14 protein-coding genes are annotated in these 23,458 nt (G+C 33.2%); 9 read left to right on the top strand and 5 right to left on the bottom strand.

What is annotated here, in order from left to right; translation table 11 throughout:
- The first annotated feature begins 577 nt into the window (after positions 1-577).
- The 6 genes from uxaC (at position 578) to QLS71_RS08930 (ending at position 7,998) form a co-directional block, all read left to right on the top strand.
- Entirely contained in the window at positions 578-1,978 is a 1,401-nt protein-coding gene (gene uxaC, locus QLS71_RS08905; protein ID WP_308991114.1) for a glucuronate isomerase, read from the top strand.
- 157 nt (positions 1,979-2,135) lie between these two features.
- Positions 2,136-3,113, top strand: coding sequence for a TRAP transporter substrate-binding protein (locus QLS71_RS08910; RefSeq protein ID WP_308991113.1), 978 nt, complete (start codon positions 2,136-2,138; stop codon positions 3,111-3,113).
- A gap of 12 nt (positions 3,114-3,125) precedes the next feature.
- Positions 3,126-3,584, top strand: a complete 459-nt coding sequence (locus QLS71_RS08915; RefSeq protein ID WP_308991112.1) for a TRAP transporter small permease — start codon at positions 3,126-3,128, stop codon at positions 3,582-3,584.
- 5 nt (positions 3,585-3,589) lie between these two features.
- Complete coding sequence (locus tag QLS71_RS08920) at positions 3,590-4,891, top strand: TRAP transporter large permease (RefSeq protein WP_308991118.1); 1,302 nt, start codon at positions 3,590-3,592, stop codon at positions 4,889-4,891.
- A 23-nt stretch (positions 4,892-4,914) separates the two neighbouring features.
- A complete protein-coding gene (locus QLS71_RS08925; RefSeq protein WP_308991111.1) occupies positions 4,915-6,360 on the top strand; it encodes a tagaturonate reductase in 1,446 nt (481 codons plus the stop codon).
- Positions 6,361-6,387: 27 nt separating this feature from the next.
- On the top strand, positions 6,388-7,998 hold the full coding sequence (locus QLS71_RS08930; RefSeq protein ID WP_308991110.1) for an altronate dehydratase family protein: 1,611 nt from the start codon (positions 6,388-6,390) through the stop codon (positions 7,996-7,998).
- A gap of 99 nt (positions 7,999-8,097) precedes the next feature.
- Here the strand turns inward: QLS71_RS08930 and QLS71_RS08935 are convergent, their stop codons facing one another.
- Positions 8,098-9,138, bottom strand: coding sequence for a LacI family DNA-binding transcriptional regulator (locus QLS71_RS08935; RefSeq protein ID WP_308991109.1), 1,041 nt, complete (start codon positions 9,136-9,138; stop codon positions 8,098-8,100).
- A 437-nt stretch (positions 9,139-9,575) separates the two neighbouring features.
- On the opposite strand from QLS71_RS08935, the gene QLS71_RS08940 reads away from it, so the two are divergent.
- The 3 genes from QLS71_RS08940 (at position 9,576) to QLS71_RS08950 (ending at position 16,324) form a co-directional block, all read left to right on the top strand.
- Positions 9,576-12,866: a TonB-dependent receptor gene (locus tag QLS71_RS08940; protein ID WP_308991108.1), complete on the top strand. Its 3,291-nt coding sequence runs from the start codon at positions 9,576-9,578 to the stop codon at positions 12,864-12,866.
- 16 nt (positions 12,867-12,882) lie between these two features.
- Positions 12,883-15,012 (top strand): RagB/SusD family nutrient uptake outer membrane protein, encoded by a 2,130-nt coding sequence (locus QLS71_RS08945; protein WP_308991107.1) that lies wholly within the window; start codon positions 12,883-12,885, stop codon positions 15,010-15,012.
- Between the two features lie 82 nt (positions 15,013-15,094).
- A complete protein-coding gene (locus tag QLS71_RS08950) occupies positions 15,095-16,324 on the top strand; it encodes a glycoside hydrolase family 88 protein (protein WP_308991106.1) in 1,230 nt (409 codons plus the stop codon).
- A 67-nt stretch (positions 16,325-16,391) separates the two neighbouring features.
- Here the strand turns inward: QLS71_RS08950 and QLS71_RS08955 are convergent, their stop codons facing one another.
- The 4 genes from QLS71_RS08955 to QLS71_RS08970 all read right to left on the bottom strand — a co-directional run bounded on the left by QLS71_RS08955 (position 16,392) and on the right by QLS71_RS08970 (position 23,439).
- On the bottom strand, positions 16,392-18,191 hold the full coding sequence (locus QLS71_RS08955; protein ID WP_308991105.1) for a prolyl oligopeptidase family serine peptidase: 1,800 nt from the start codon (positions 18,189-18,191) through the stop codon (positions 16,392-16,394).
- Positions 18,192-18,262: 71 nt separating this feature from the next.
- Positions 18,263-19,387, bottom strand: a complete 1,125-nt coding sequence (locus QLS71_RS08960) for a glycoside hydrolase family 88 protein (protein ID WP_308991104.1) — start codon at positions 19,385-19,387, stop codon at positions 18,263-18,265.
- 17 nt (positions 19,388-19,404) lie between these two features.
- On the bottom strand, positions 19,405-22,128 hold the full coding sequence (locus tag QLS71_RS08965) for a glycosyl hydrolase (protein ID WP_308991103.1): 2,724 nt from the start codon (positions 22,126-22,128) through the stop codon (positions 19,405-19,407).
- Positions 22,129-22,179: 51 nt separating this feature from the next.
- The gene (locus QLS71_RS08970; RefSeq protein WP_308991102.1) at positions 22,180-23,439 is read right to left on the bottom strand and encodes an oligogalacturonate lyase family protein; all 1,260 of its coding nucleotides are present in this window, start codon (positions 23,437-23,439) and stop codon (positions 22,180-22,182) included.
- Positions 23,440-23,458: the final 19 nt, after the last annotated feature.

Consider the following 23,458-nt stretch of genomic DNA (forward strand, 5'->3'; position numbering starts at 1 on the left):
TTGCAAGTTATTTTAGGTTCGTTAATTTATTTATTGGTGTTATTATTAAAAGAATGTTTTATAATAATTTAAATATTTTTTATCACAATAAACTTAATAATTTTATTATTTTTGTGTAATCGATTACAGAAATTTTCGTAAGTTCAATTTAATTTTAACTTTGCAACGGCACTAAATTTCTTGATGTTCTATAAGATTTAATATTTATTTGATCAATACATGAATTTATTTAATTTAAATAGAAAAGGAGTACTTGGAACTAGTGGTATTCATAGTTTGAGTATAACCACAATAGAAGTATTTGCAAACGCAAGTGCTAAATATGGTATTTCTATAAATGGTATTGAGCCTAACTATCTCGAAATCAGTAAACAGGATTAATCACTGTAGATGGGCATTTATTTAAGGATTTATAATTAATAGAAGGTCAACCGCAAGATGGGGCTGAAAATTTAATAGGAGCAGCTATTTTTTTAGCATGGAAGGCAAGTAATTTTAGTAACAGTCAAATATTTATGTTGATATTTGGTCTACGATAAGTAAACCTTCAAATGAAGATTAATATTTTATATATAAAATGAGCAAAAAATTTATTCACAACAATTTTTTATTAGAAAATAAATACGCTGAAGAATTATATCATAATTATTCAAAGAATCAGCCAATAATAGATTATCATAATCACTTATCTCCACAACAAATAGCAGAGGATAAGACTTTTGAAAACATCACCAATGTTTGGATTAATGGTGATCATTACAAATGGCGTGCTATGCGTACATTAGGTATTAATGAAAAGTTTATTACAGGTGATGCTACCGATAAAGAGAAGTTTTTAAACTGGGCAAAAACAGTGCCTTATACCATGCGCAACCCTCTTTATCATTGGACGCATTTAGAACTTGCGAAATATTTTGGAATTACCGATTTATTAAGTGAGAAAACAGCTGAAAAAGTTTGGGAACAAACTCAAGATCAATTAAATGCAGGAACACATAGTACACGACAATTATTGCAAAAAGTAAATGCAGAATTAGTTTGTACCACTGAAGATCCGATAGATAATTTGCAATACCATCAACAATTGGCAAAAAGCGATTTTAATGTAAAAGTTAGTACTGCTTTTAGGCCAGATAAAGCCATTTTAATTAATGCCGATGGGTACAATACTTATCTAGACTCCCTTGAGAAATCGGCGGGTGTTTCAATTAACTCTTACCAAGATTTATTAAGTGCTTTAAGAAAACGTATTGAGTTTTTCAACGCAAACGGCTGTAAACTTTGTGATCACGGATTAGATCAAATTTATTTTGAGAACTATACGGAAAGTGACATAAAAGCGATTTTTGCTAAGAAAAGAGAAGGAAAGACGATTTCAAATGACGACGCTTTAAAATTCCAAAGTGCTGTGCTAGTGTTTTTATGTGAAACATATCATGAGTTTGGTTGGGTACAACAATTTCATTTAGGAGCTCTAAGAAATAACAATGCACGTATGCATCGTATTTTAGGTCCTGATACAGGTTGGGATTCTATTGGCGATTATCCACAAGCACAAAAATTATCAGCCTTTTTAAATGCTTTAGATAGTAAAGATAAATTAACGAAAACAATAATTTATAACCTTAATCCCGCCGATAATGAAGTGATGGCGACTATGATAGGTAACTTTAATGATGGCAGTGTTAAAGGTAAAGTTCAGTTTGGTTCTGGATGGTGGTTTTTAGATCAAAAAGATGGAATGACAAAACAATTAAATGCGCTTTCAAATATGGGGTTAATTAGTTGTTTTATTGGAATGTTAACCGATTCAAGAAGTTTCTTATCATTTCCAAGACACGAATATTTTAGACGTATTTTGTGTAATCTATTAGGTGATGAAATAAAAAGAGGAGAATTACCAAATGATATGGAATGGATAGGTAAAATGGTTTCTGATATTAGTTACAACAATGCTAAAGAGTATTTCAAGTTTTAGTAAAAACTTGAAATTATGCTAAATAGTGTTGGTAATATATTAATAGCAGTTTTACAATAAATTAGAGTCTGTTTCTTGTATGTTTGTATTCCTGAAAAATTAAAGATTGCAAAAAAAAGATGTTCGTAATTAAGGGACATATAATATTAAAAATAAAATGATACGAAACCTTAAAATTATATCGCTATTACTAGTTGTTTTGTTGGTAGGATGTGGTGAATTGAGTAAAACAAAAACCATTAAAATAGCTCATGGTTTAGATGTTAATCACTCGGTACACAAAGCCATGGTTGAGTTGGGTAAAGATTTAGAAAAAAGATCTGGAGGAAAAATGAAACTCCAAATTTATCCAAGTCAACAATTAGGAAGTGAACGTGAATGTTTGGAACTTTTACAAATAGGAAGTTTAGACATGACCAAAGTTTCTGTAGGAGTTATGGAAAATTTTGCGCCAAAGATGAAAGTTTTTGGTATTCCTTTTTTGTTTCGTGATAGACAGCATTCCTTTAATGTATTAGATAGTCATGTAGGAAAAGAGATACTGGATGATGGTGAGCAGTATTGGTTAAAAGGATTAGCATATTATGACGCTGGTAGTAGAAGTTTCTATACTAAAGACAAGCCAATCAATACTCCAGAAGATTTAAAAGGTCTAAAAGTTAGAGTTATGGAAAGTGTTACCGCAATGGATATGGTTAAAGCTTTAGGAGGTTCGGCCACCCCAATTTCTTGGGGAGAATTATATACTTCTTTACAACAAGGTGTTGTTGATGGAGCCGAAAATAATCCACCAAGTTTTTATTTATCACGTCACTATGAAGTTTGTAAATATTACTCTTTAGATGAACATACTGTGTTGCCAGACGTTTTAGTTATTGGTACAGAAACATGGAATAAACTAACTGAACAAGAACAAAACTGGTTGCAAGCATCTGTTGATAAATCTGTAATATATCAGCGTGAGTTATGGGCCGATGCAGAAGCAGAAGCTTTACGTGAAGTTGAAAAAGCTGGTGTAACAATTATTAGACCCGATAAAGCCTTGTTTCAGAGTAAAGTAAAAAGTATTTATGAAGGCTATAAAGATAATCCTGTAATAAATAATTTAATGCACCAAATTATAGAAACAAAATAAAATAATAAACACATGACACTTCGAGAAAAAATTGATAAAGTTTTAGGGAATATACTTGTTGTTATAATGGCTGTTATGGTTATAAACGTACTATGGCAGGTGTTTACACGATTTGTAGTAGGTACTCCAAGTTCATTCACTGATGAACTTGCAAGGTATTTAATGATTTGGATAGGTATTCTTGGAGCAGCATATGTGTCTGGTCGTAATATGCATGTAGCTATAGATGTTATACCTAGAAAAGTAAGTCCAGAAAATCAAAAAAAGTTAATGAGTGTCGTTTATGTAATAATCATATTGTTTTCTTTAACAGCATTGGTTATTGGTGGGTTTAGATTGGTATATATTAGTTATTTACTTGGTCAAAGTTCTCCTGCATTACAAATACCATTAGCATTCGTTTATATGGTAATTCCAATTAGTGGCATTTTAATAATTTATTACAAAATTTCAGATCTCTTAAAAAAATAGTTATGATGGAATATATACCAGTACTTGTACTAGTCTTTAGTTTTTTATTTCTTTTATCAATAGGAACACCAGTAGCATGGAGTATTGCTATTTCTGCAATGTTAACCATGTTAGTAAGTATTTCTCCAATAGCTGCTTTTACTACAGTATCTCAACGAATGGGTACGGGTCTTGATAGTTTTGCATTACTCGCCATACCCTTTTTCGTCCTCTCAGGACAATTAATGAATAAAGGAGGTATTGCGCATCGACTTATTGCCTTTGCAAAAACATTAGTGGGATCATTACCAGGAGGCTTAGCACTTATAAATGTTGTTGGGGCTATGTTAATGGGGGCTATTGCTGGTTCGGCCATGGCGTCTGCATCAGCTATGGGTAGTATTTTAGGACCAGAAATGGAAAAAGAAGGTTATTCAAAAGAGTTTGGTGCTGCTGTAAATATTACATCTGCAACTACAGGGTTAATTATTCCACCTAGTAATGTACTTATTGTATACTCTCTAGCAAGTGGAGGAGTTTCCATAGCAGCGTTGTTTTTAGCAGGTTATATTCCAGGTATTTTAACTGGTTTGTTTTTAATGATTGTTGCATCATTATGGGCAAAAAAGAAGAAATATAAATTAGGAGAGAGAAGTTCTTTAAAAGAAGTATTTAAAACTTTTGTAGCGGCTGTGCCAAGTTTATTTCTGTTGGTGGTTGTTATTGGAGGTATTGTAACTGGAATTTTTACAGCTACAGAAGCTTCAGCCATTGCGGTTTTATATACGTTGGTTTTAGGTTTTGTATATAAAGAAATATCGTTTAAATCCCTTCCTGAAATTTTGTTAGATTCTTCAGCAACAACAGCTATCGTTATGTTGTTAATTGGAGCATCTATGAGCATGTCTTGGGTAATGTCTTATGAGAATATCCCTCAAGATATCAGTTCTGCTTTATTAGGTATTAGTGATAACAAAGTCATCATATTATTAATCATCAACTTGTTATTGTTGTTTGTTGGTATTTTTATGGATATGACGCCTGCTGTATTAATTTTCACCCCCATATTTTTACCAGTAGTACAAAAACTAGGGATGGATCCTATTCATTTCGGAATGATTATGGTGTTAAACTTATGTATTGGCTTATGTACACCCCCAGTAGGCTCGGTGTTATTTGTTGGTGTAGGAGTCGCTAATACAACCATAGAAAAAGTAATTAAGCCATTAATGCCCTTATTTTTAGCCATGGTATTAGCACTATTATTGGTGACTTATATTCCTGAGTTAAGTTTATGGCTTCCTAGAGTGTTCGGATTATTAGATTAAAAAGTATTCAATTATAAATTATAATGAAAAAATTAAATAGAAAAAATGTTGGATTGGAAGCTTTGCTTCCAATAAAAATAGTGCAATTTGGAGAAGGTAATTTCTTAAGAGCCTTCATTGGTTATGCATTTCAAGAGTTAAATAAAGTTGCCGATTTCAATGCAGGAATCGCTGTAGTTCAACCAATTGATAGAGGTTTAGTAAAGATGCTAAACGATCAAGATGGTTTATATACACTTTTTATGAAAGGTGTTAGAAAAGGAGAAGAAATTCAAGAAGTTGAGTTAATTTCAAATATTGTTAAAGCAGTAGATCCTTATGCTAATTTCCAAGACTATTTAAGTTTAGCTAAAGAGGCATCGTTGGAATTTATTATTTCTAATACCACCGAAGCGGGTATTGCATATGTGAATTCAGATAGACCAGATATGCAACCACCGAGTTCATTTCCAGCAAAATTAACAGTGCTTTTACACGAACGTTTCAAGCATTTTAATGGTGATGCTTCTAAAGGTCTAACCATTATTCCTTGTGAACTTATCAATCACAATTCTGAAACTTTAAAAGAAATTATATTACAGTATGTAATCGATTGGAATTTAGGAAATGATTTCAAAAATTGGTTGTTAGAAAGTAATTCTTTTCATAGTACTTTAGTAGATAGAATCGTACCAGGTTATCCAAAAGATGAAATTGAAGCTTATAATGCCCAATTAGATTATGAAGATAATTTAATAGTAGCCGCTGAAGTATTTTTGCTTTGGGTTATTGAAGGAGGCGATGCTTTAAAAGCAAAATTACCATTTAACAAAACAAATTTAGATGTTAAGATTGTTGATGATATGCAACCATACCGTACAAGAAAAGTGCGTATTCTAAATGGTGCACATACTGCCATGGTACCTTTTTCATTACTTTATGGAAACAAAACTGTAAAACAATCTGTAGATAATGAGTTTACAGGACCTTTTATAAACAAAGCAGTATTTGATGAAATTAGCGATACTTTAGAAATGGATAGAGAGGAGTTAAATAGTTTCTCTGATGAGATTTTCGACCGTTTCAAAAATCCATTCATTATCCATAATTTATCGAGCATAGCTTTAAATTCAATTTCTAAATTTACGGTGAGAGTGCTACCAAGTTTACTGGGATATGTGAAAATGCATCATAAGGTGCCAACCAACTTAACATTTGCGTTTGCTGCTCTCATACGTTTCTACAAAGGCACATGGAATGGAGAAACGTTACCAGTTCAAGATAGTGACGATATTGTTGCAACCTTTACTAAAATTTGGGAATCTAAAGATTATACTGAAGTTGCTAAAAACACATTAAGTATTAAAGATTATTGGGGTGAAGATTTAACGAAAATTGATAATCTAACCGAAGCCGTTGCTTTAGCTTTAAAAGAAATTGATGCTAATGGCATTGAAGCAGGATTTGCTAATTATAGCAAAAAGTTTTAAAAACAGAACTAATTATAAATTATTAGTATGCAAAAGAAAATCATGAAAGTAAATGCATCAGATAATGTTGCAGTTGCTTTAGTAAATTTACAAGCAGGAGAAGTTATTTCCTTTGAAGGTGCAGATGTTAAAGTACTGTCATACACAAAATCGAAGCATAAAATAGCTTTAGAAAAATTTGAATCAGGCGATAGAATCATCATGTATGGTGTTCTTGTAGGTTCAGCCAATGGAGTTATTGAAAAAGGAGATGTTTTAACAACTGAAAATGTAAAACATCAAAGTGAAAAAGTATTTGGAAGAACAGAGTCGTTTAGCTGGACAGCTCCAAATGTTGATAAATGGAAAGATAAAACCTTTTTAGGTTATCATAGAGAAGACGGTCAAGTAGGTACAGAAAATGTGTGGTTGTTTTTCCCATTAGTATTCTGTGAAAATAGAAATATAGAAATTTTAAAAGAAGTTTTTGAAAAAGAACTTTTAAAAGAAAAAGAAACATCACACCAATTATTACTTCGTTCATTAGTTAGCGGAGATATACAGGAAGCTGTAGTTGAAAAAGAATCTGAAAAAGTATTTAATAATATCGATGTAAAATTTATTACACATCCAGGAGGTTGTGGAGCGATTAGACAAGATTCTGAAAGTTTGGCAAAATTATTAGCTGGTTATGTACACAATCCAAATGTTGCAGGTGTAACAGTTCTAAGTTTAGGGTGCCAAAACCTTCAAATAAGTGTTTTTAAAGATGCTTTGAATGCTATTAATCCAAATTTGAAAAAGCCAGTCCTTATTTTTGAACAACAACAAATGGGAACCGTTAACGAGATGTTAACAGCAATAGTTAAAGAATCTTTCGCAGCAATTAAAGAAGCCAATAATGCTAAGCGTGAGCCAGCTCCTTTATCTAAACTGCGCGTAGGTTTAGAGTGTGGTGGTTCAGATGGATTCTCAGGGATATCAGCAAACCCAACTTTAGGTGCAGTATCCGATTTATTAGCAGCCCTTAACGGAACTGCAGTGTTAGCAGAATTCCCAGAATTATGCGGTGTAGAACAAGAGTTGGTAAACCGATGTGTTGACGACGAGGATGGTAAGAAGTTTTTAAAATTAATGCAAGCTTATGAAAAATCGGTTGTCGATGCAGGCTCAGGGTTTGATATGAATCCATCACCAGGAAACATTAAAGACGGTTTAATAACCGATGCGATGAAATCTGCTGGTGCTGCTAAAAAAGGAGGTACATCGCCTGTACAAGATGTTTTAGATTATGGGGAGTATATTACTAAACCAGGTCTTAATTTATTATGTACTCCAGGTAATGATGTGGAAAGTACAACAGGTTTAGTAGGTTCTGGAGCTAATGTGGTTTTATTCACTACAGGTTTAGGAACTCCAACAGGAAACCCCATTGCTCCAATTATAAAAGTTTCTTCAAATACTGAACTAGCAGAACGTATGCCCGATATTATTGATATTGAGACAGGAGCGGTAATTCGCGGTGAAAAAACAATAGAAGAAATGGCTGATGAAATGCTTGAATTCATCATTAAAGTGGCTAGTGGGGAAGTTCAAACTAAAGCAAAATTGTTAAATCAAAATGACTTTATTCCTTGGAGACGAGGTGTGTCTTTATAAAAAGAAACAAACTAAATAATTTATTTTTGACATTAAAAAGCATAAAAAAACAAGAATTATTTCTTGGTTTTTTATGCTTTTCTTATTTTCAATAGCTAGTTATTTTTCTGAGACTATAGTCGATTTTAATGAAGAGTCTCTAATTATCAATTCTGGTGATAAAATAACCTGTTTCTCAGATTTTATTTTTTTACTATTTTTAGCCTCTTCCAAAAACACTTGGGCTGTAATTCTACCCATTTCTATAGGTGATTGATCTACAGAGGTGATAGAAAGTTCCATAAATCGAGTAAACGGCTCGTTACTAAAACCAACAACACTAATATCTTCTGGTATTTTAAGTCCATGTGCTTTTATTTCTTCAATGGCACCTAATGCGGTAAAATCACTAGAAGAAAATATAGCATCTGGTGGTTTTTCCATGGCTAAAAGTTGTTTAGTGGTTTTGCGGCCTTCTAAAACTTTACTCATGGTTTCAATAACAATAGCCTCGTCAAATTCAAGACCATTATCAATAATGGCTTGTTTATAACCTAAATATCTGTTTTTGAAAATTTGTATTTCACGATTATTTGATAAATGCGCAATACGTTTACAACCTTGATCTATTAAATGTTGCGTAGCAGTATAGGCGCCTTTAAAGTCATCAATAGTAACCGAACTAACACCAGAAATTTCTTTTCTTCTATCAAAAAATATTAAAGGAACTCCTTTTTTTAACAATTTTTGAAAGTGTTCATCCGTTTCTAATTTTGAATTAGAAATAGACATTAAAATTCCGTCTACTTGCGCATTTAGTAACGAATTAATATTTTCAATTTCAACAGTGTCTTGGTCATGTGTTTGACAAATTATCACATGATACCCATGTGGATGTAGTTCTTCTTCAATACCTCGTATTACCGAAGCAAAAAAGTTACTGTCTATACGAGGTACAATAACTCCTATGTTAAAACTTTTACCACTTTTAAGAGCAAGAGCAAGTTTGTTTTGCTCATAGTTCATTTCTTTAGCGGTTTCATTAACTAATTTACGAGTACTTTCACTTATTTTAGAATTACCATTTAAAGCTCTTGATACTGTAGCTGCCGTTATATTAAGCTTTGCAGCAATATCATAGATAGTTGTTTTTTTACTCATGAATTAATGGGCTGGTTTTAAGTGAGTACAAACTTATTTATTTGTATCAATAAAAAATAGTAATAAAGATTATTTTTTATTGATACAATATATGACTTTTTCCATTGTATGAAATTTTACACTGTATTTTTTTTGTCATTTAGAGCTTTTTATTAATTTTTTAAGAAAATTTTAAGAAATGATAGTGCAAGATATATATTTTTTTTTATTTTTGTTGTAATCGATTGCAATTTTTAATCGTGTCTTTTTCAAAAATAATAGTAAATAATCAAAGTTTTTAGTAAATAAAATAAAGGCTATTTGCTTTGTTTTTGTTTAAATCTATTTAAAGAGAGTAATAATCGTAAATATTAATTAAATCCAAAATGCCTATGCGCAGAAAAAATTACAACCACATTAAACTAAATAAATAAAAACAAAAGCCAAACTAAATTAATATGAAGACAAAACTGAATTTCAAATATTGTTTCCTTTTATTAGGAATAATATTTTACTTGCCAATTCATGGGCAAAACACATCCATAGTAAAAGGAATCATTTCAGATGAATTTGGAATACCATTACCTGGAGTGTCGGTAATTGTGAAAAACACAACAAAAGGAACTGCAACAGATTTTGATGGGAATTACTCAATAGCTGTTAATGCTAATGATGTATTAGTATTTAGTTTTCTTGGGTATAAAACTCAAGAAATTGCAGTTAAAGGTCAATCTACAATAGACTTAAATTTATTAGAAGATAAAAATGTCTTAGACGAAGTGGTTGTAATAGGATACGGTTCAACCACAAGACGTGATGTTACTGGATCTATTGCTTCAGTCTCGGCCGCAGACATTGTAAAAGCTCCTGTGGCAAATGTTGCTCAAGCGATACAGGGGCAGTTGCCTGGTGTAAGAATTACAACCCAAGATGGTCGTCCTGGGGCAAGTATATCGATACGCGTACGTGGGGGCGGATCGATATCTCAAAGTAATCAACCGCTTATTATAGTTGATGGATTTCCTGTTGATAATTTAGATAACATTCCAGGTAATCAAATTCAAAGTATTGATGTACTTAAAGACGCTTCTTCTACAGCTATCTACGGAGCACGGGGAGCAAATGGAGTTGTTATTGTAACTACAAAAAGCGGAAAATCAGGAAAACCAAAAGTTACTTATGATGGGTATACGCAATTTAGTACAATACCAGAATATTTACCAGTAATGAATGGTTATGAATATATTAAATATAATTGGGCATATGCAAGCGCTATTGCAGAGAAATATTCTGAAGCTTGGGAAAGAATGTGGAACATCGGTAACTATAGTGGAAGTAATCCAGAAGGTATAGAGCATTATAGAAATGTTGAAAGTCGTGATTACACCAAAGAATTGTTTAACAGTGCGTTTACATATAATCATAATTTTAATATTTCTGGGGGTAGTGATAATACCAAATATCTTTTAGCGTTTAATCAGCTTGATCAAGAAGGAAACAAAGTAGCTTCTTATTTTAAAAGAACAAATGTATCTTTAAAATTAGATCAAAAATTAGGAGATAAAATTAATCTTACATTCAATACGCGATTTTCTCAAACTAGTGAAGGAGATAATGATGGTGATGGTGATGCCTATTATTTCCGTCCCATAAACTTTGACGATATCTTAGGAGATTCTGTTGTAACTAGCAACACACTTCTCGGTGATTATCAATCTCTTATATACGAAGAATATAGCCCAATTGCAGATTTATTAAACAATCAAACTGATGGAAAAAAACGTAATTTAGTAGCTAACACTGGGTTAAGTTGGGAAATAGTAAATGGACTTACAGTAAACACTGAATTAAGTTTAACTAATTCTTGGTCAGATTATAAAAAATGGGAAGGAGGTCCTAGACAATCTTTTACAGACCCAATCACAGGAGAACCAACTCAGGGTAAAGCAGAAGTTAAATTATCTCAAGGGTGGAATTATCGTTGGGCAAATACCTTAAATTATCAGGTGCAAGGTTTAGGTGATGCACATAAATTAAGTGCTTTAGCTGGCTATGAAGTAGCAGATTCTGGTGGTTTTTTCTCTGAAGTTAAGTCTGAGAGATTTCCTTTGTCATATGATGCTGAACGTGCTTGGAATAATATGCAAGGATATTTTAAAGATTCTGAGGATGGTTCAAAGTATCATTCTTATAAAACTGAAGGAAAGACACCAAGCCGTTTACAATCATTATTTGGGCGTCTTAATTATGGTTTTAATGATAAATATTTAATTACAGCTACGTTTCGTGCAGATGGTTCATCTAGATTTGCACCAACAAATCAATGGGGGTATTTCCCTGCTGGTGCTATTGCATGGCGTGCATCTGAAGAAGATTTTTTAAAAGATGTAAGTTGGCTAGACGACCTTAAAGTAAGATTCTCTTATGGTACTGTAGGTAGTGACGGTATTAATGCAGAACTATGGAAACAGAATTGGGCAGCAGGTGAAGAAAATACATTTTCAATAAACGAGAATATACAACCTATTTACGAACCAGCTACAGGACAGCTTGCTAATCCAAACTTAAAATGGGAAACAACTATTACTAGAAACCTAGGTTTTGATTATACATTATTTAATGGTAAATTAAGTGGAGCTGTAGAGTTATATAAAAATACAGTTAAAGATTTACTCATATTTATACCTACATCACCTTTCACAAGTTTCACCGATATTACTGATAATATTGGACAAACAAGTAATAAAGGTATAGAGGTGTCATTTCGTGGTGATATTATAAATTCAGAAGATTTTAATTTACGAGGAAGTTTTAATATCAACTTTAACAAAGGAAATGTTGACGAATTAAGTAGTGCTGTAGATGGAAGATATGGTAACTATTTGCTTGAAGTAGGTAGTCCTGTTGGTTTAATACGCGGATACAAAGCAGATGGTATTTATACGACATCAGATTTTGATTATAATCCTGTTAATCAAGAGTATACAATAAAGCCTGGTGTTGTTGATATTGGGGATGGCGTTATAGCTAATATCTATGGAACTATTGGTTATAAACCAGGTTCTCAAACAGCATACCCAGGAGTACAAAAATATAAAGATATAAGTGGTCCTGATGGTAGCGGTCCTGATGGAATTGTAGATATTAATGACAAAGGTATTATTGGTGATACTAATCCCATTCATACGGGAGGATTTAGCTTGAGTGGTAATTATAGAGCCTTTGACTTTGGTGCAGATTTCGCATGGAGTTATGGGAATGACATTGTTAATAGTCAACATCGTGCAGCTTATACAGGAAGTAAAGAATCAGGATTGTTTAGAAACAGAATTAAAGAATTAACAGGACACTATAAAATTTATGATGTTATAAACGGACAAATGACTAGAATAACAGAGCCAGCGGCTTTAGATGCTCTTAATGTGAATGCAACTACATATTTACCTTATGGTGAAACTGGCGTTTTTTCGGATTACTTTGTTGAAGACGGTTCTTACTTAAGATTAAATACTTTAACGTTAGGATACACACTTCCTGAAAGTGCAACCAATAAATTTGGATTGGACAGAATCCGTTTTTATGGGTCTGTTTATAATGTATTTACGTTAACGGGTTATAGTGGTTTTGATCCTGAAATAAATGTAGACGATAACGATGACGATAGTAAATCTTATCCAACACCAGGAGATGATTCTAATGCGTATCCTAGACCGCGTACGTTTACTTTCGGTGTAAATATAGAATTTTAACTCAAAAAAATAAATTATGAAAAAATTGTTTTATTTAATGCTTATCGCTGTGTTTACGTTGGTAAATACAGCTTGCGAAAAAGACTTTTTGGAAGTGGAATCCCCATCGAGTGTTGATGAAGATTTTGTATTTGGTTCTCCTAGTGAAGCAACCAAGGTGTTGTCTGGTTTTTATGATACGTGGTATGATCTTGATAAAAGATTACATTATGTTACAGAAGCCACAGGATCTGATTCTGAATATCATCCTGAAACCTTTGCAGGACAAACTGCTCGCCACATCCCTGAAGGATTGTTTCCTAGTGAGGGGAGTATTAATGATGGTGATGCGACAGGTACATGGAATGACTGTTTTCTTCTTGTAAATCGAGCTAATATTATGATTGAAGCATTAGAAGAGAAGCCAGAGGTACAAGCAGCTTTAGCGGCAGGAGTACCGAGTCAATGGTCACAAATTTATGGGGAAGCTGTATGTCATCGTGCCAATGCTTATAGATTGGTAGTACGATATTTTGGAGATGTTCCATATTATGACTATGCTATTAAAACTAGGTCGCAGTCAGATACTTTAAAATGGTCTTCTCGTGATGTTGTTTATGAGAAATCGATTGCTGCAGTTCAAAAAGTAATTCCATTAATGTATAGATTAGGAAGTGGAGGTATTCAAGCCGAACGTTTTTCTGGAACTTATGCCGATCATTTAGTTGCAAGAATGGCATTTGATGCAGGAGGTTTTCAAACCCGTCGTACAGATTTTGATTATGGAAACGTATCTTTTGAACAATGGGGAGTAGATAACGCTACTTGGCAAGCCAAGTATGTTAGACGTACCGATTGGAAAGATTTTATGGCTATAGCTAAAACACATTATCTAAATGTTGTTAATAATCCTGGTACTTTAAAATTAATTGAAACGGATGAGAGAGGACCTAAATTTAATAATCCATTCCAACGTAACTGGCAATATCAAATGGATTTAGAAGTAAGTCCTGAATCAATATATGAGTCTGGTTATTCTCAAGGAAACAATTCAGATTTCCCGTATTCATTTGGTCGTGGTTCTGGAGGAGGTGGTTCCAATGCCTATCCATGTAAAGCGTATGGGCAGGGGCGCCTTCACGTAACTTACGCTTATGGCGATTTTGATAAAGATGATAAACGTAGAGATGTTACAGTAGTTTTTACAGCTAATTCTGGTGCTGCTTCTGAAATATTGACAGATTTCAGTCCAGGTAGCCGTGAAAAAGGTAGTTTTACTATGAATAAGTTGGATGAATCTCGAATGAAAGTGCCTTATACTGCCGCGCAACGTAGATCTGGTATTAACTGGCAACAAGAGCGTATGGGTATTGACATGTTAATGCTTGCATATGTATCTGCAGTTTTAGGTGATGAAGCTACGGCCAGAACTTACTTTAAAAAAGTACGTAGTCGTGCATTCTCCGCTGCAAACCAAGCAATAAAAGTTGAAGCTTACGTAAATGCTATGTCGGGAGATGCATTAATAGAAGGTATTCAGCAAGAACTTAAATTAGAAACAGGTGGCGAAGGAAAAAGACGTTGGGATATGACGCTTATGGGGATCATGCCAAAAAAAATTGTAGAATTACGCCAAAAACAAAGGGCTATGGTTGCTGGCTTAAAAGCTAATGGTTATTATACATTTGCAAACGGCTTAACTATATCTGATACTATTTGGACTAAAAAAGTTGATATTAAAGCATTTGCTGCGCTACACGGTACAACATCAAATTTGTTAACAACGCAATCTCCTGAGAATATTACAACAGCAGATCCTATGTATCCTGTTTTAGTACCAGGGTGGAGAGGGACAAGTGATACGTTTGCTAGTTATATAGCTACGCTTCCAAGTAATAAAGTTCACCTTGCGATTCGTGGATTATTTGAATATATAGCTCCTGGTTCACCAACGGCATTAGCACTTGAGGCTGATGGTTATGTTAAGACTCCATGGGCTGTAAATATTAGAGCTAACGAATCTCAATATACTGAAGATATTTTTAAAGGATATCCAGATGATTTTTATACATCAGGACAACCACCACGTTATGTGAGAGCGGTTCCTTTTGAAACACTTCAAACATCACCTACTTTTACTCAAGGATACGGTCACGCATCTGAGTAATTAAGTTAAAATGAATTCATATTAATAACCCGCTTCGTAATGTTGCGGGTTGTTTTTTTACTACAAATAAAATTATAAATACATGAAATTTTTAAAGCACATATTCTTTATTGCTCTTATTCTATTTAGTAATAATTTACTTACTAATTGTAAACAAGAAAAAAAAGAGGGTAATATTTTAGAAGCAACAAAACAGTTAGTTATTTCAGATACATTAAAATGGTCTGAACGTATGGCACTTTCTATTATAAAACGTAACCCAGAAGCATGGGATATCGATCATATTCCTGAACCAAAATGGGAGTATAAAGTAGGGTTGGTTTTAACGGCTTACGAAAGACTTTATGCCAAAACTAAAAACGAAAAATATTATAATTATATCAAAGATTTTGTTGATATGATGATTGACAGTACAGGTACTATTAAAGGGTATGAACTAGAAAGTTATAATATAGATTTAATAAATTCTGGAAAGCTACTTTTTAATCTATATGATAAAACTAAGGACGAAAGATATTTAAAAGCTTTAAAACTATTAAGAAGTCAATTAGATGGTCACCCAAGAACAGCTTCTAATGGCTTTTGGCACAAAAATATATATCCTAACCAAATGTGGTTAGATGGTCTATATATGGGTGAGCCTTTTTATGCCCGCTATACAATGGAGTTTGAAGAAGGTGAGAATCTTAACGATATAGCTCATCAATTTAAACTCTTACATGACAAAACTTTTGATAAAAATACTGGCTTGTATTTTCATGCCTGGGATGAAAGTAAAAAAATGCCATGGGCCAATAAAGAAACTGGCTGCGCACCTAATATATGGTTAAGAGCGTTAGGTTGGTATGCTATGGCATTAGTTGATGTTTTAGATTATATGCCAAAAGAACACCCTAAACATGAGCAATTGGTTCATTATTTAAATGAATTAGCCGAAGCTGTTAGTGATTTTCAAGACGCATCTGGGTTATGGTATCAAGTACCAAATATGCAAGATAGAGAAGGGAATTATTTAGAATCTTCTGGTTCATCCATGTTTGCGTATGCTTTTGCTAAAGGGGCACACAAAGGATATCTACCTGCCAAATTTGAAGATATAGCCAATAAAGCCTTTGACGGTTTAATAAAAGAACGCATAGAAATTGATGAAGATGGTGAAATTCATCTTACAAAAACGTGTAAAAGTGCTGGTTTAGGAGGAAATCCTTATAGAGACGGTTCATATGAATATTATCTAAGTGAGCCTATTTTAACAGATAATTCTCATGGATTGGGACCATTTATTATGGCTGCTACAGAGTTAAATAGATAAAAGGAAACAAACAACATTTGATTATATAAATAAGCTATTTCTTTTTAAAAAGAAATAGCTTATTCTGTTATAATTTACTCTGAAAAGATTTAAACTCTGATAATGAAATTTTAAAAACACTACCATGTCTTGTGCCTTTTGGAAATTCAATTTTATTAGATATATCTTCCCACGTATTTAAATCTTTAGATTGAATGGCACCATATGTATGGTCTTTATATTTATCAAAGTATACAATCCAATTTCCATCAATATTAATTACTGTTGGTCCTTCTGCCCAATAGTCTCCAGTAATAGGGACGCTTGCCTTAGTGTATGGACCAATTAGGTTGTTACTAAAAGCTATTTTTATGTTTTTTTGCGCTGGTTTTTTTGTTTCGTCTTTTAAAAACATAACAAATTTGTTGCCCTGCTTTTGAATGGTAGCATCAATCACATTAAATCCCGGTTCGTATAATAATTTGGTTTTACTGAAGGTTTTGAAGTCTTTAGTAGTTGTATAATACATTCTATGGTTATAACCATCATCTTCTTTTACCTGAGTTTCTGGAAAATGTCCTCTAATTGTAGATGCCCAATAAATTATATACTCTTTTGAGTTCTCATCATAAGTGATTTCTGGAGCCCAAGTATTTCTTGTTCCTGATTCATGCTCCATGACTGGTATAAATTGTTGTTCAGACCAATTGATTAAATCTTTGGAATTAGCATATCCAATACCTTTATCTGTCCAGCTTACCGTCCATACCATATGGTATAAACCATCTCCACCTTTTATAATGCAGGGGTCTCGCATTAGTTTATCTTTTCCAACTTGGGGTGTTAAAAAAGAAGTATCGTTTTTTATAGATTTCCATGTGTAACCATCTTCACTATAAGCTAAATGTAACCCGTCTTCCCCATTTCCTTTGAAGTAGGAGAACATGTAAATTTCTTTTTCAGGTATGAATTTATTTGCAATTAACCAATTTTCGCAAGCTTTTGGCCAATTAAGATGCGTGCCGAACCTGCCTAAACCAAAACCATGACCACCATTTTCATAAATATGCATTTCAGTTGGTACATTATGCTTTTTTAAAGCTAAATAATAGTTGATGCTATTTTCAACAGGAACAGATTTATCATCGGTAGCATGAATTAGAATAGTTGGTGGTGTGTTTTTGTTAACCTGTTTTTCGTTTGAATATTTTTCTATTAATTCTGAGGAAGGATCCTTTCCTAATAAATTTTCTTTTGAACCATTATGAGTTATACCATCTTCCATAGAAATCACGGGATAGATTAACATTGAAAAATCTGGTCTAGCACTGGTTTCATCTGAAGCATATACTTTATCATTATAATGCGTAGCTGCGGTTGAAGCTAAATGTCCGCCAGCCGAAAAACCAATGATCCCAATTTTATTTGGGTCTAAATTCCAATTTTTAGCATTTCTTTTTACCGTTCTAATAGCTTCTTGTGCATCTTGAAGAGGCCCAATGGTTTTATCTTCCATAATAGCATCACTAGGTAAGCGGTACTTAAGTACAAAAGCAGAAATACCTATAGCGTTTAACCATTCTGCAATTTTATCGCCTTCTTTATCATGCGATAAAACGGAATAACCGCCACCTGGACAAATAATAACTGCAGTATTTTCAAGATTATTATTATCCACTAAAAATACTTTTAAAGTGGGTTCTGTCACTTTTCTTATGGCATTAGCTTTTCCATTAGAATCTAATCTAAATTCTTCTTTATAAGAATCATTTTTTTTAGTTCCTGGAATCTTTTCCCATAAGGAGATTTCTTTACTCTGAGAAGTAGTTGTTTGAGTGAATAACACTAATGATAGTCCTATAATTAATACTTTTATGCCTTTGTTCATTTCTCTCTTTTAGAAATTTATATTTGTTTCATTAAAATTTCAACTTTAATGAGACAAATATATTAGAATAATTAGTTTAATCTATAAACTTCTGCGCCAGCTAAAAGAAAACAGCCTAAACCATAATCTTCAAAATCTGGAACTTTATCATACGATAGAGGTTGTCCATCTTTCGGTTCTTTTCCGGTAGATTGTAAATAACCTAAGAAACCGTTGTCATGCAAAGCGTCTTTTATCATTGCATTCCAAGCTTTTTCTATTACAGGCATATATTTTCCTTTATCTAAAATACCGTTGTTCACACCATAAGCCATACCATAAACAAATAAAGCGGTGCCCGATGTCTCTTTTCCTCCGTAATGTTTTGGGTCATGTAAACTTACATTCCAAAAACCATCTTTTCTTTGAATTGGTACCAATGCTTCTGCCATCGATTTCAAATCAATAATATATTGTTCCCTATGAGGCGCATCTTCTGGAATAATAGACAATACTTTGGCTAATGCCGCAATTACCCAACCGTTACCACGACTCCAATAGGAGTCTTCACCGTTAGGCTCTGTGTAAGGAGGGTCGAAGTCTGCATCACGCCACCAAAGACCATCTTTTGGATTATACAAGCCATTATCGCCATGCTTATCCCTAGAATACATGTACATATCATACATTTTGTCAAAATAACGATTGTCATTTTCCAGAACACCTAATTTTGCAAAAACAGGCATACCCATTTGTATAGCATCAATCCACGACCAGTCATCTAATTGCGGTGTATTGAGCAACATATTTATACAGGATTTTGTGTTTTTTAGTTTTTTTGGGTCTGGTTCTAAATTATATAAATCTATATAGGTTTGGGCAGCACAATAATCATCGGCATTACGATTGGCATTACCGTTTCTAAAACCCCAATTATGGAATTCAGACCATGAATACGCATAATCATAATAGACTTCTTTTGGATATATTTCATATAATGCCATCAAACCTTCGTAATATACGCCACGTGTCCAAATATTACTTGGACGTTCTCTGTTAGTTACTATGGTTTTGCCCACATCGGGCCATTTTTCCATAAAGTATTTGTTGGCTAATTCCATTTGTGCTAATACATCCTTCTTATTAAAAGGTTGTTGTGAAAATGAAATTTGAGCAATTAAGAAGCTTAGGCTTATAAATAAAAGTGTCTTTTTCATATGTTTATTTTTTTATATTATTCAGTTTTTTTTAAGGGCGTTATTGAAATAGGATCTAGTAAACCAGAAGGCATAGGCTGCCATTTTGTAGCGTCAAATTTTTTATAATCTTTATCTACCATATTTATTTCGTAGAAAATTTTCCATTCTTCACCTCTCATTTCTTTGGCACGAATTCTATTCGCAGCAAGATTGGTAACTTGTATTTTTAATTCGTTTTTTCCTTTTTTAAGTTGCCCTAAGTTTATGTTGAAAGGTACGGACCAAAGATCTCCAATATAATTGCCATTAAGCCAAACTTTAGCACTTTCTCTAACGTCGCCTAAATTCAATTTCCAATTATCTGCTTCTACCTCTGGTGCGTTAAATTCCAAAGTGTAAAGTGCGGTGCCTGAGAAAGCCTCTGCTTCAGGACTTAAACTAGTCCAAGATTTTAAGGTGTTTGTTTTTGCTGAAGCGGGTAATTCAGGTCCTCCTTTTTCAAAGTTAATTTCCCAAGTACCTTCTAAGTTTATTGGACTTCCAGCTGTCTTGTAATAATTCCAATTTTGATAAGACTTAGTATTTTCTGTTTTAAGAATGAACGATTGTCCAGGTTCTATTCGAAGTTTTACTAATGTTGTGTTGTCTTCTTTTTTTACAAGCGCATTGCCATATTTTTTAGTTAAGGGGTCTAAAATAATGACTTCCTTGTTTTTTATTGATATCGGAATATACTCGTCTATAACTTTAGAAGTATGATTAACCAAATAGTATATTTTTTCGCCATCCACATCTCTTTTAATAAATTTCAAACCTGTTTTAACTAAGGTTTCTGGGTGAATTTGAGCATTTTCTAAATCATTGAATAAGTTTGAAGTTAGATTTAAAAAGGAGCTGTTCTCTGAAATCAGTTGTGATAATTTTAAGTTTTGAGCTTCGTAATTATAAAATCCAGGAACAGAATTAGGCAAGCCTTCAAAAATAATATGAGCGCCCAATTTTTTTAATGAAATCAACTTTTCCAAAGTTGCCATGGGCATTTTTTCACAATTAGGAATAATTATCGATTTGTAATTACCTCCAGGAAGCACAATATGTCCGTCTTTAAAAGTTGCTTGTTTTATGAAGTTGTCAGAAATAAAATCGACTCCATAACCGTTGCTCATTAATTTTTTGGTGGTATGGTAAAAAGGCGTGTTATGCAACCACTCATCTAACGAGTGAATTTTAAATTGAAAGAATAAATTACCTCCAAAATTCTTATCCCAAGTATCATAAATAGGCCAGTATAATAAAGTTTCATTATCTGGTTTTCCAGATTGAAGCATGGATTGGCAATTAGCGATATAAGAAAACAAGGAAGGTGCATCTTCCCATATGGTATTGGTAGCATTAAAATTAACCGATGCATAGAATTTCCAACCAGGCCATTCAGCTTGTTTTGGTGAATAAGTTGAACCGTGTAAAAATACATGGTTGATGCCATTTAACAATAAGTCTTCAACTTCAGGTTTACATTGCGATAAAGCTGTTTTAAAATGGTCGCGTAGCCATGTAAAGGTTTCTGATGAGGTTAGTTGCTTACCTGAAATGTGTGCCGCTGAAGATGAAAATTTCAGCATAACAGGGTCGGCGTCACCTTCTCGAATGTCTTCCTGCTCTCGTCTAAATCCCGGAATATCATATGGCATTGAACCAAATGTTTCACATTCTGGAATGTCGGCCGATGCGTATAAATCAATTAAGTTTCCGGGCGATCCATGTGCTTGTAACTTCGTTTTGTAGTTTTTAGAATTTGCCCAATTCGTCCAAGGAACATCAAATCTGTTTAATAATAAATCAGATAAGGTTTCTCTGTAATCACTCTTTATTCTATTGCCAATTTCAGAGTCTTCTTTATCGAGTAATTGAGATAAGTAGAGTTTTAAATCGTAACCGCGCAGTTTTTCAAATGCTTCTAAAAACATAGGAGTGAAGTCGGTGCCGTAAACCTCGTAACTATCGTTAAAAATGGCTCGAAGTTTGCCTTCAAAACCATCAAAAGCTTTGTTGAAAGGTTGTACATAAGCGTTTAATGCTTCGGTTGAATAGTGATCTAAAGTGTAACCACTTCCGCCAGGAGCTGCTCGTTTTACTTGTTGTCCTGTTTTACCCGCAAAAATGGCGTAAATGGTATAATCGGTATGACTAGCTTGCCATTGTAAATGGTTTCCTTTTAGCTTAGGGGTTAAATCTAAATAGGACCCATCACTACCATAAGCAACTACATGAAGTAATTGTGGTGTTACTTTTTCTTTAGTTGCGGTTATGTCTTTATTAAATGTTTGGTCTTTTTTAATTTGAAAAGTTTCTATAATTAATTTTGTAGCAGCATATGGTGCTGTAACATGACTACCACCATAAGGCCAACCTGTACCTAAAACCATGTCAACTTGCATCCCTAAACTATCGGAAACATGTATGGTGTATTTTAGCATATCCATCCATTTAGGCGATAAATAATCAATAAAGTTATCTTCTTGTCCTTTAACACCATAAATGGGTGTAATTTCCACACCACCAATACCTGCTTTATGAAAATCTATTAAGCTCGATTTGATATTGGGCTTGTCTACCGAACTCCCCATCCACCACCAACGTGTCCAAGGTTTATTTGTATTGTTTTGTTCTGGCCAAGGGGATGTTTTGTCTTGCTCATTCACTTTACAGGTGAAAAAAGATATAAAAACTAAAAATAAGAGTGCATGATTAAGTTTCATTTATTTAATACTTTAGAATGTGTTGGTTTCTATAAAAGAATGCTTTACAATTTATTTTTCAATATCAACTGCATAAATTTGAGTGCTACCTTCAAAATTTGCTCTAAAAATAATTTGTTTTCCATTAGGTGAAAAATGAACGTTAGGTTCTAAATTGTAATCATGATTTTTCATGTTAACTAATTTGCTAGATACTAAACTATCTCCTTTAGGGATGAAATGGTATAGCCACATGCCGTCTTTTGCATGTGCTACCTGGCCTTCATCACCCCCATCGCCGGCAAAGGTTTTTAAATCGGGAGAGATATTGTAATGAATAGACCATTCATCACGTTTTAAGGTATATCTGGTTTCTTTTCCGGTATCTAAATGTTTGCCTGTTAAATAAAAGGTTTCTCCTCTAGGAATTTGTAGATCGAACCAAATGGTATTTCCGTTAGGACTAAAAAATTCATGACCTGCAATTTCTCTGTGAACTGTTCTTTTATGAATGAGTGTGTTCTCTTTGGTTTTTATGTTGATATTCCAAATACGATCTACCTTATGCCAAGGTCCTTCGTGGCAATACATCAATAAATCTGGGTTGGTTGGTGAAAATTGAATGTGATTTAACCAGGCATTTTCAGAATATATAGTGTTGAATTCTTTGGTATTTATATTGATGGTGATGAGACTTCTTTTAAGTTTTGCTTCATAAATTTTGTCAAAATATCCTGATTTTTTAGGATTCTTTTTAAAGATATCGTTTTCTTCCTTGGTTATTAATGCACCGCCTAATAATGTTTCATCGGCATTTAAACTGGTAACAGAACCAATAACGTTGTTACTAAATTTGTAAATGAATTCCGTTTTATGGGTATCAATATGGGTTGCAAAAACACTGTCTTGTATCATGTAAAATACTTTTCTTGTTTTTGCACCAAGTATTTCACCTTTTTTATCACCTTTTTGGGTAGTAATTTGGTCTACAACTTTAGTTTCCAAATTGACTGAGAAGAATTGATTGCCAGTTTCTGTACTTCCAGAAAACACCATTAAATAGGCATTGCCATCTTTTGATTTTAAAAAAGGATTGTTATGAAAGTAAAAACTGCGGTTATTACCAGTTCTATCAACTAATTTTTCAATTTTATGCCCAGTAGTAGCATCAATCCAAACACCCGCAAGTGAACTAGCTTTGCTTGTTTCCATTACTGGAATTTCAATTTTATTTAATTTTAAGCTTTTTGCAGTATTTGATTTTGATAGTTTTTCTTTACATGAGAAACTTATTGAAATTAATAAGAATAGAAAAGGTTTAAAAAAATTCATTTGATTGATTTTTAATGCT

Source organism: Mariniflexile litorale (assembly GCF_031128465.2).
GTDB lineage: Bacteria > Bacteroidota > Bacteroidia > Flavobacteriales > Flavobacteriaceae > Mariniflexile > Mariniflexile litorale.

What these genes read in the sequence shown, in the direction of transcription:
- uxaC (WP_308991114.1), top strand. Translation starts at nt 578, where the DNA reads ATGAGCAAAAAATTTATTCACAACAATTTTTTATTAGAAAATAAATAC.
- QLS71_RS08910 (WP_308991113.1), top strand. Translation starts at nt 2,136, where the DNA reads ATGATACGAAACCTTAAAATTATATCGCTATTACTAGTTGTTTTGTTG.
- QLS71_RS08915 (WP_308991112.1), top strand. Translation starts at nt 3,126, where the DNA reads ATGACACTTCGAGAAAAAATTGATAAAGTTTTAGGGAATATACTTGTT.
- QLS71_RS08920 (WP_308991118.1), top strand. Translation starts at nt 3,590, where the DNA reads ATGGAATATATACCAGTACTTGTACTAGTCTTTAGTTTTTTATTTCTT.
- QLS71_RS08925 (WP_308991111.1), top strand. Translation starts at nt 4,915, where the DNA reads ATGAAAAAATTAAATAGAAAAAATGTTGGATTGGAAGCTTTGCTTCCA.
- QLS71_RS08930 (WP_308991110.1), top strand. Translation starts at nt 6,388, where the DNA reads ATGCAAAAGAAAATCATGAAAGTAAATGCATCAGATAATGTTGCAGTT.
- QLS71_RS08935 (WP_308991109.1), bottom strand. Translation starts at nt 9,138, where the DNA reads ATGAGTAAAAAAACAACTATCTATGATATTGCTGCAAAGCTTAATATA.
- QLS71_RS08940 (WP_308991108.1), top strand. Translation starts at nt 9,576, where the DNA reads ATGAAGACAAAACTGAATTTCAAATATTGTTTCCTTTTATTAGGAATA.
- QLS71_RS08945 (WP_308991107.1), top strand. Translation starts at nt 12,883, where the DNA reads ATGAAAAAATTGTTTTATTTAATGCTTATCGCTGTGTTTACGTTGGTA.
- QLS71_RS08950 (WP_308991106.1), top strand. Translation starts at nt 15,095, where the DNA reads ATGAAATTTTTAAAGCACATATTCTTTATTGCTCTTATTCTATTTAGT.
- QLS71_RS08955 (WP_308991105.1), bottom strand. Translation starts at nt 18,191, where the DNA reads ATGAACAAAGGCATAAAAGTATTAATTATAGGACTATCATTAGTGTTA.
- QLS71_RS08960 (WP_308991104.1), bottom strand. Translation starts at nt 19,387, where the DNA reads ATGAAAAAGACACTTTTATTTATAAGCCTAAGCTTCTTAATTGCTCAA.
- QLS71_RS08965 (WP_308991103.1), bottom strand. Translation starts at nt 22,128, where the DNA reads ATGAAACTTAATCATGCACTCTTATTTTTAGTTTTTATATCTTTTTTC.
- QLS71_RS08970 (WP_308991102.1), bottom strand. Translation starts at nt 23,439, where the DNA reads ATGAATTTTTTTAAACCTTTTCTATTCTTATTAATTTCAATAAGTTTC.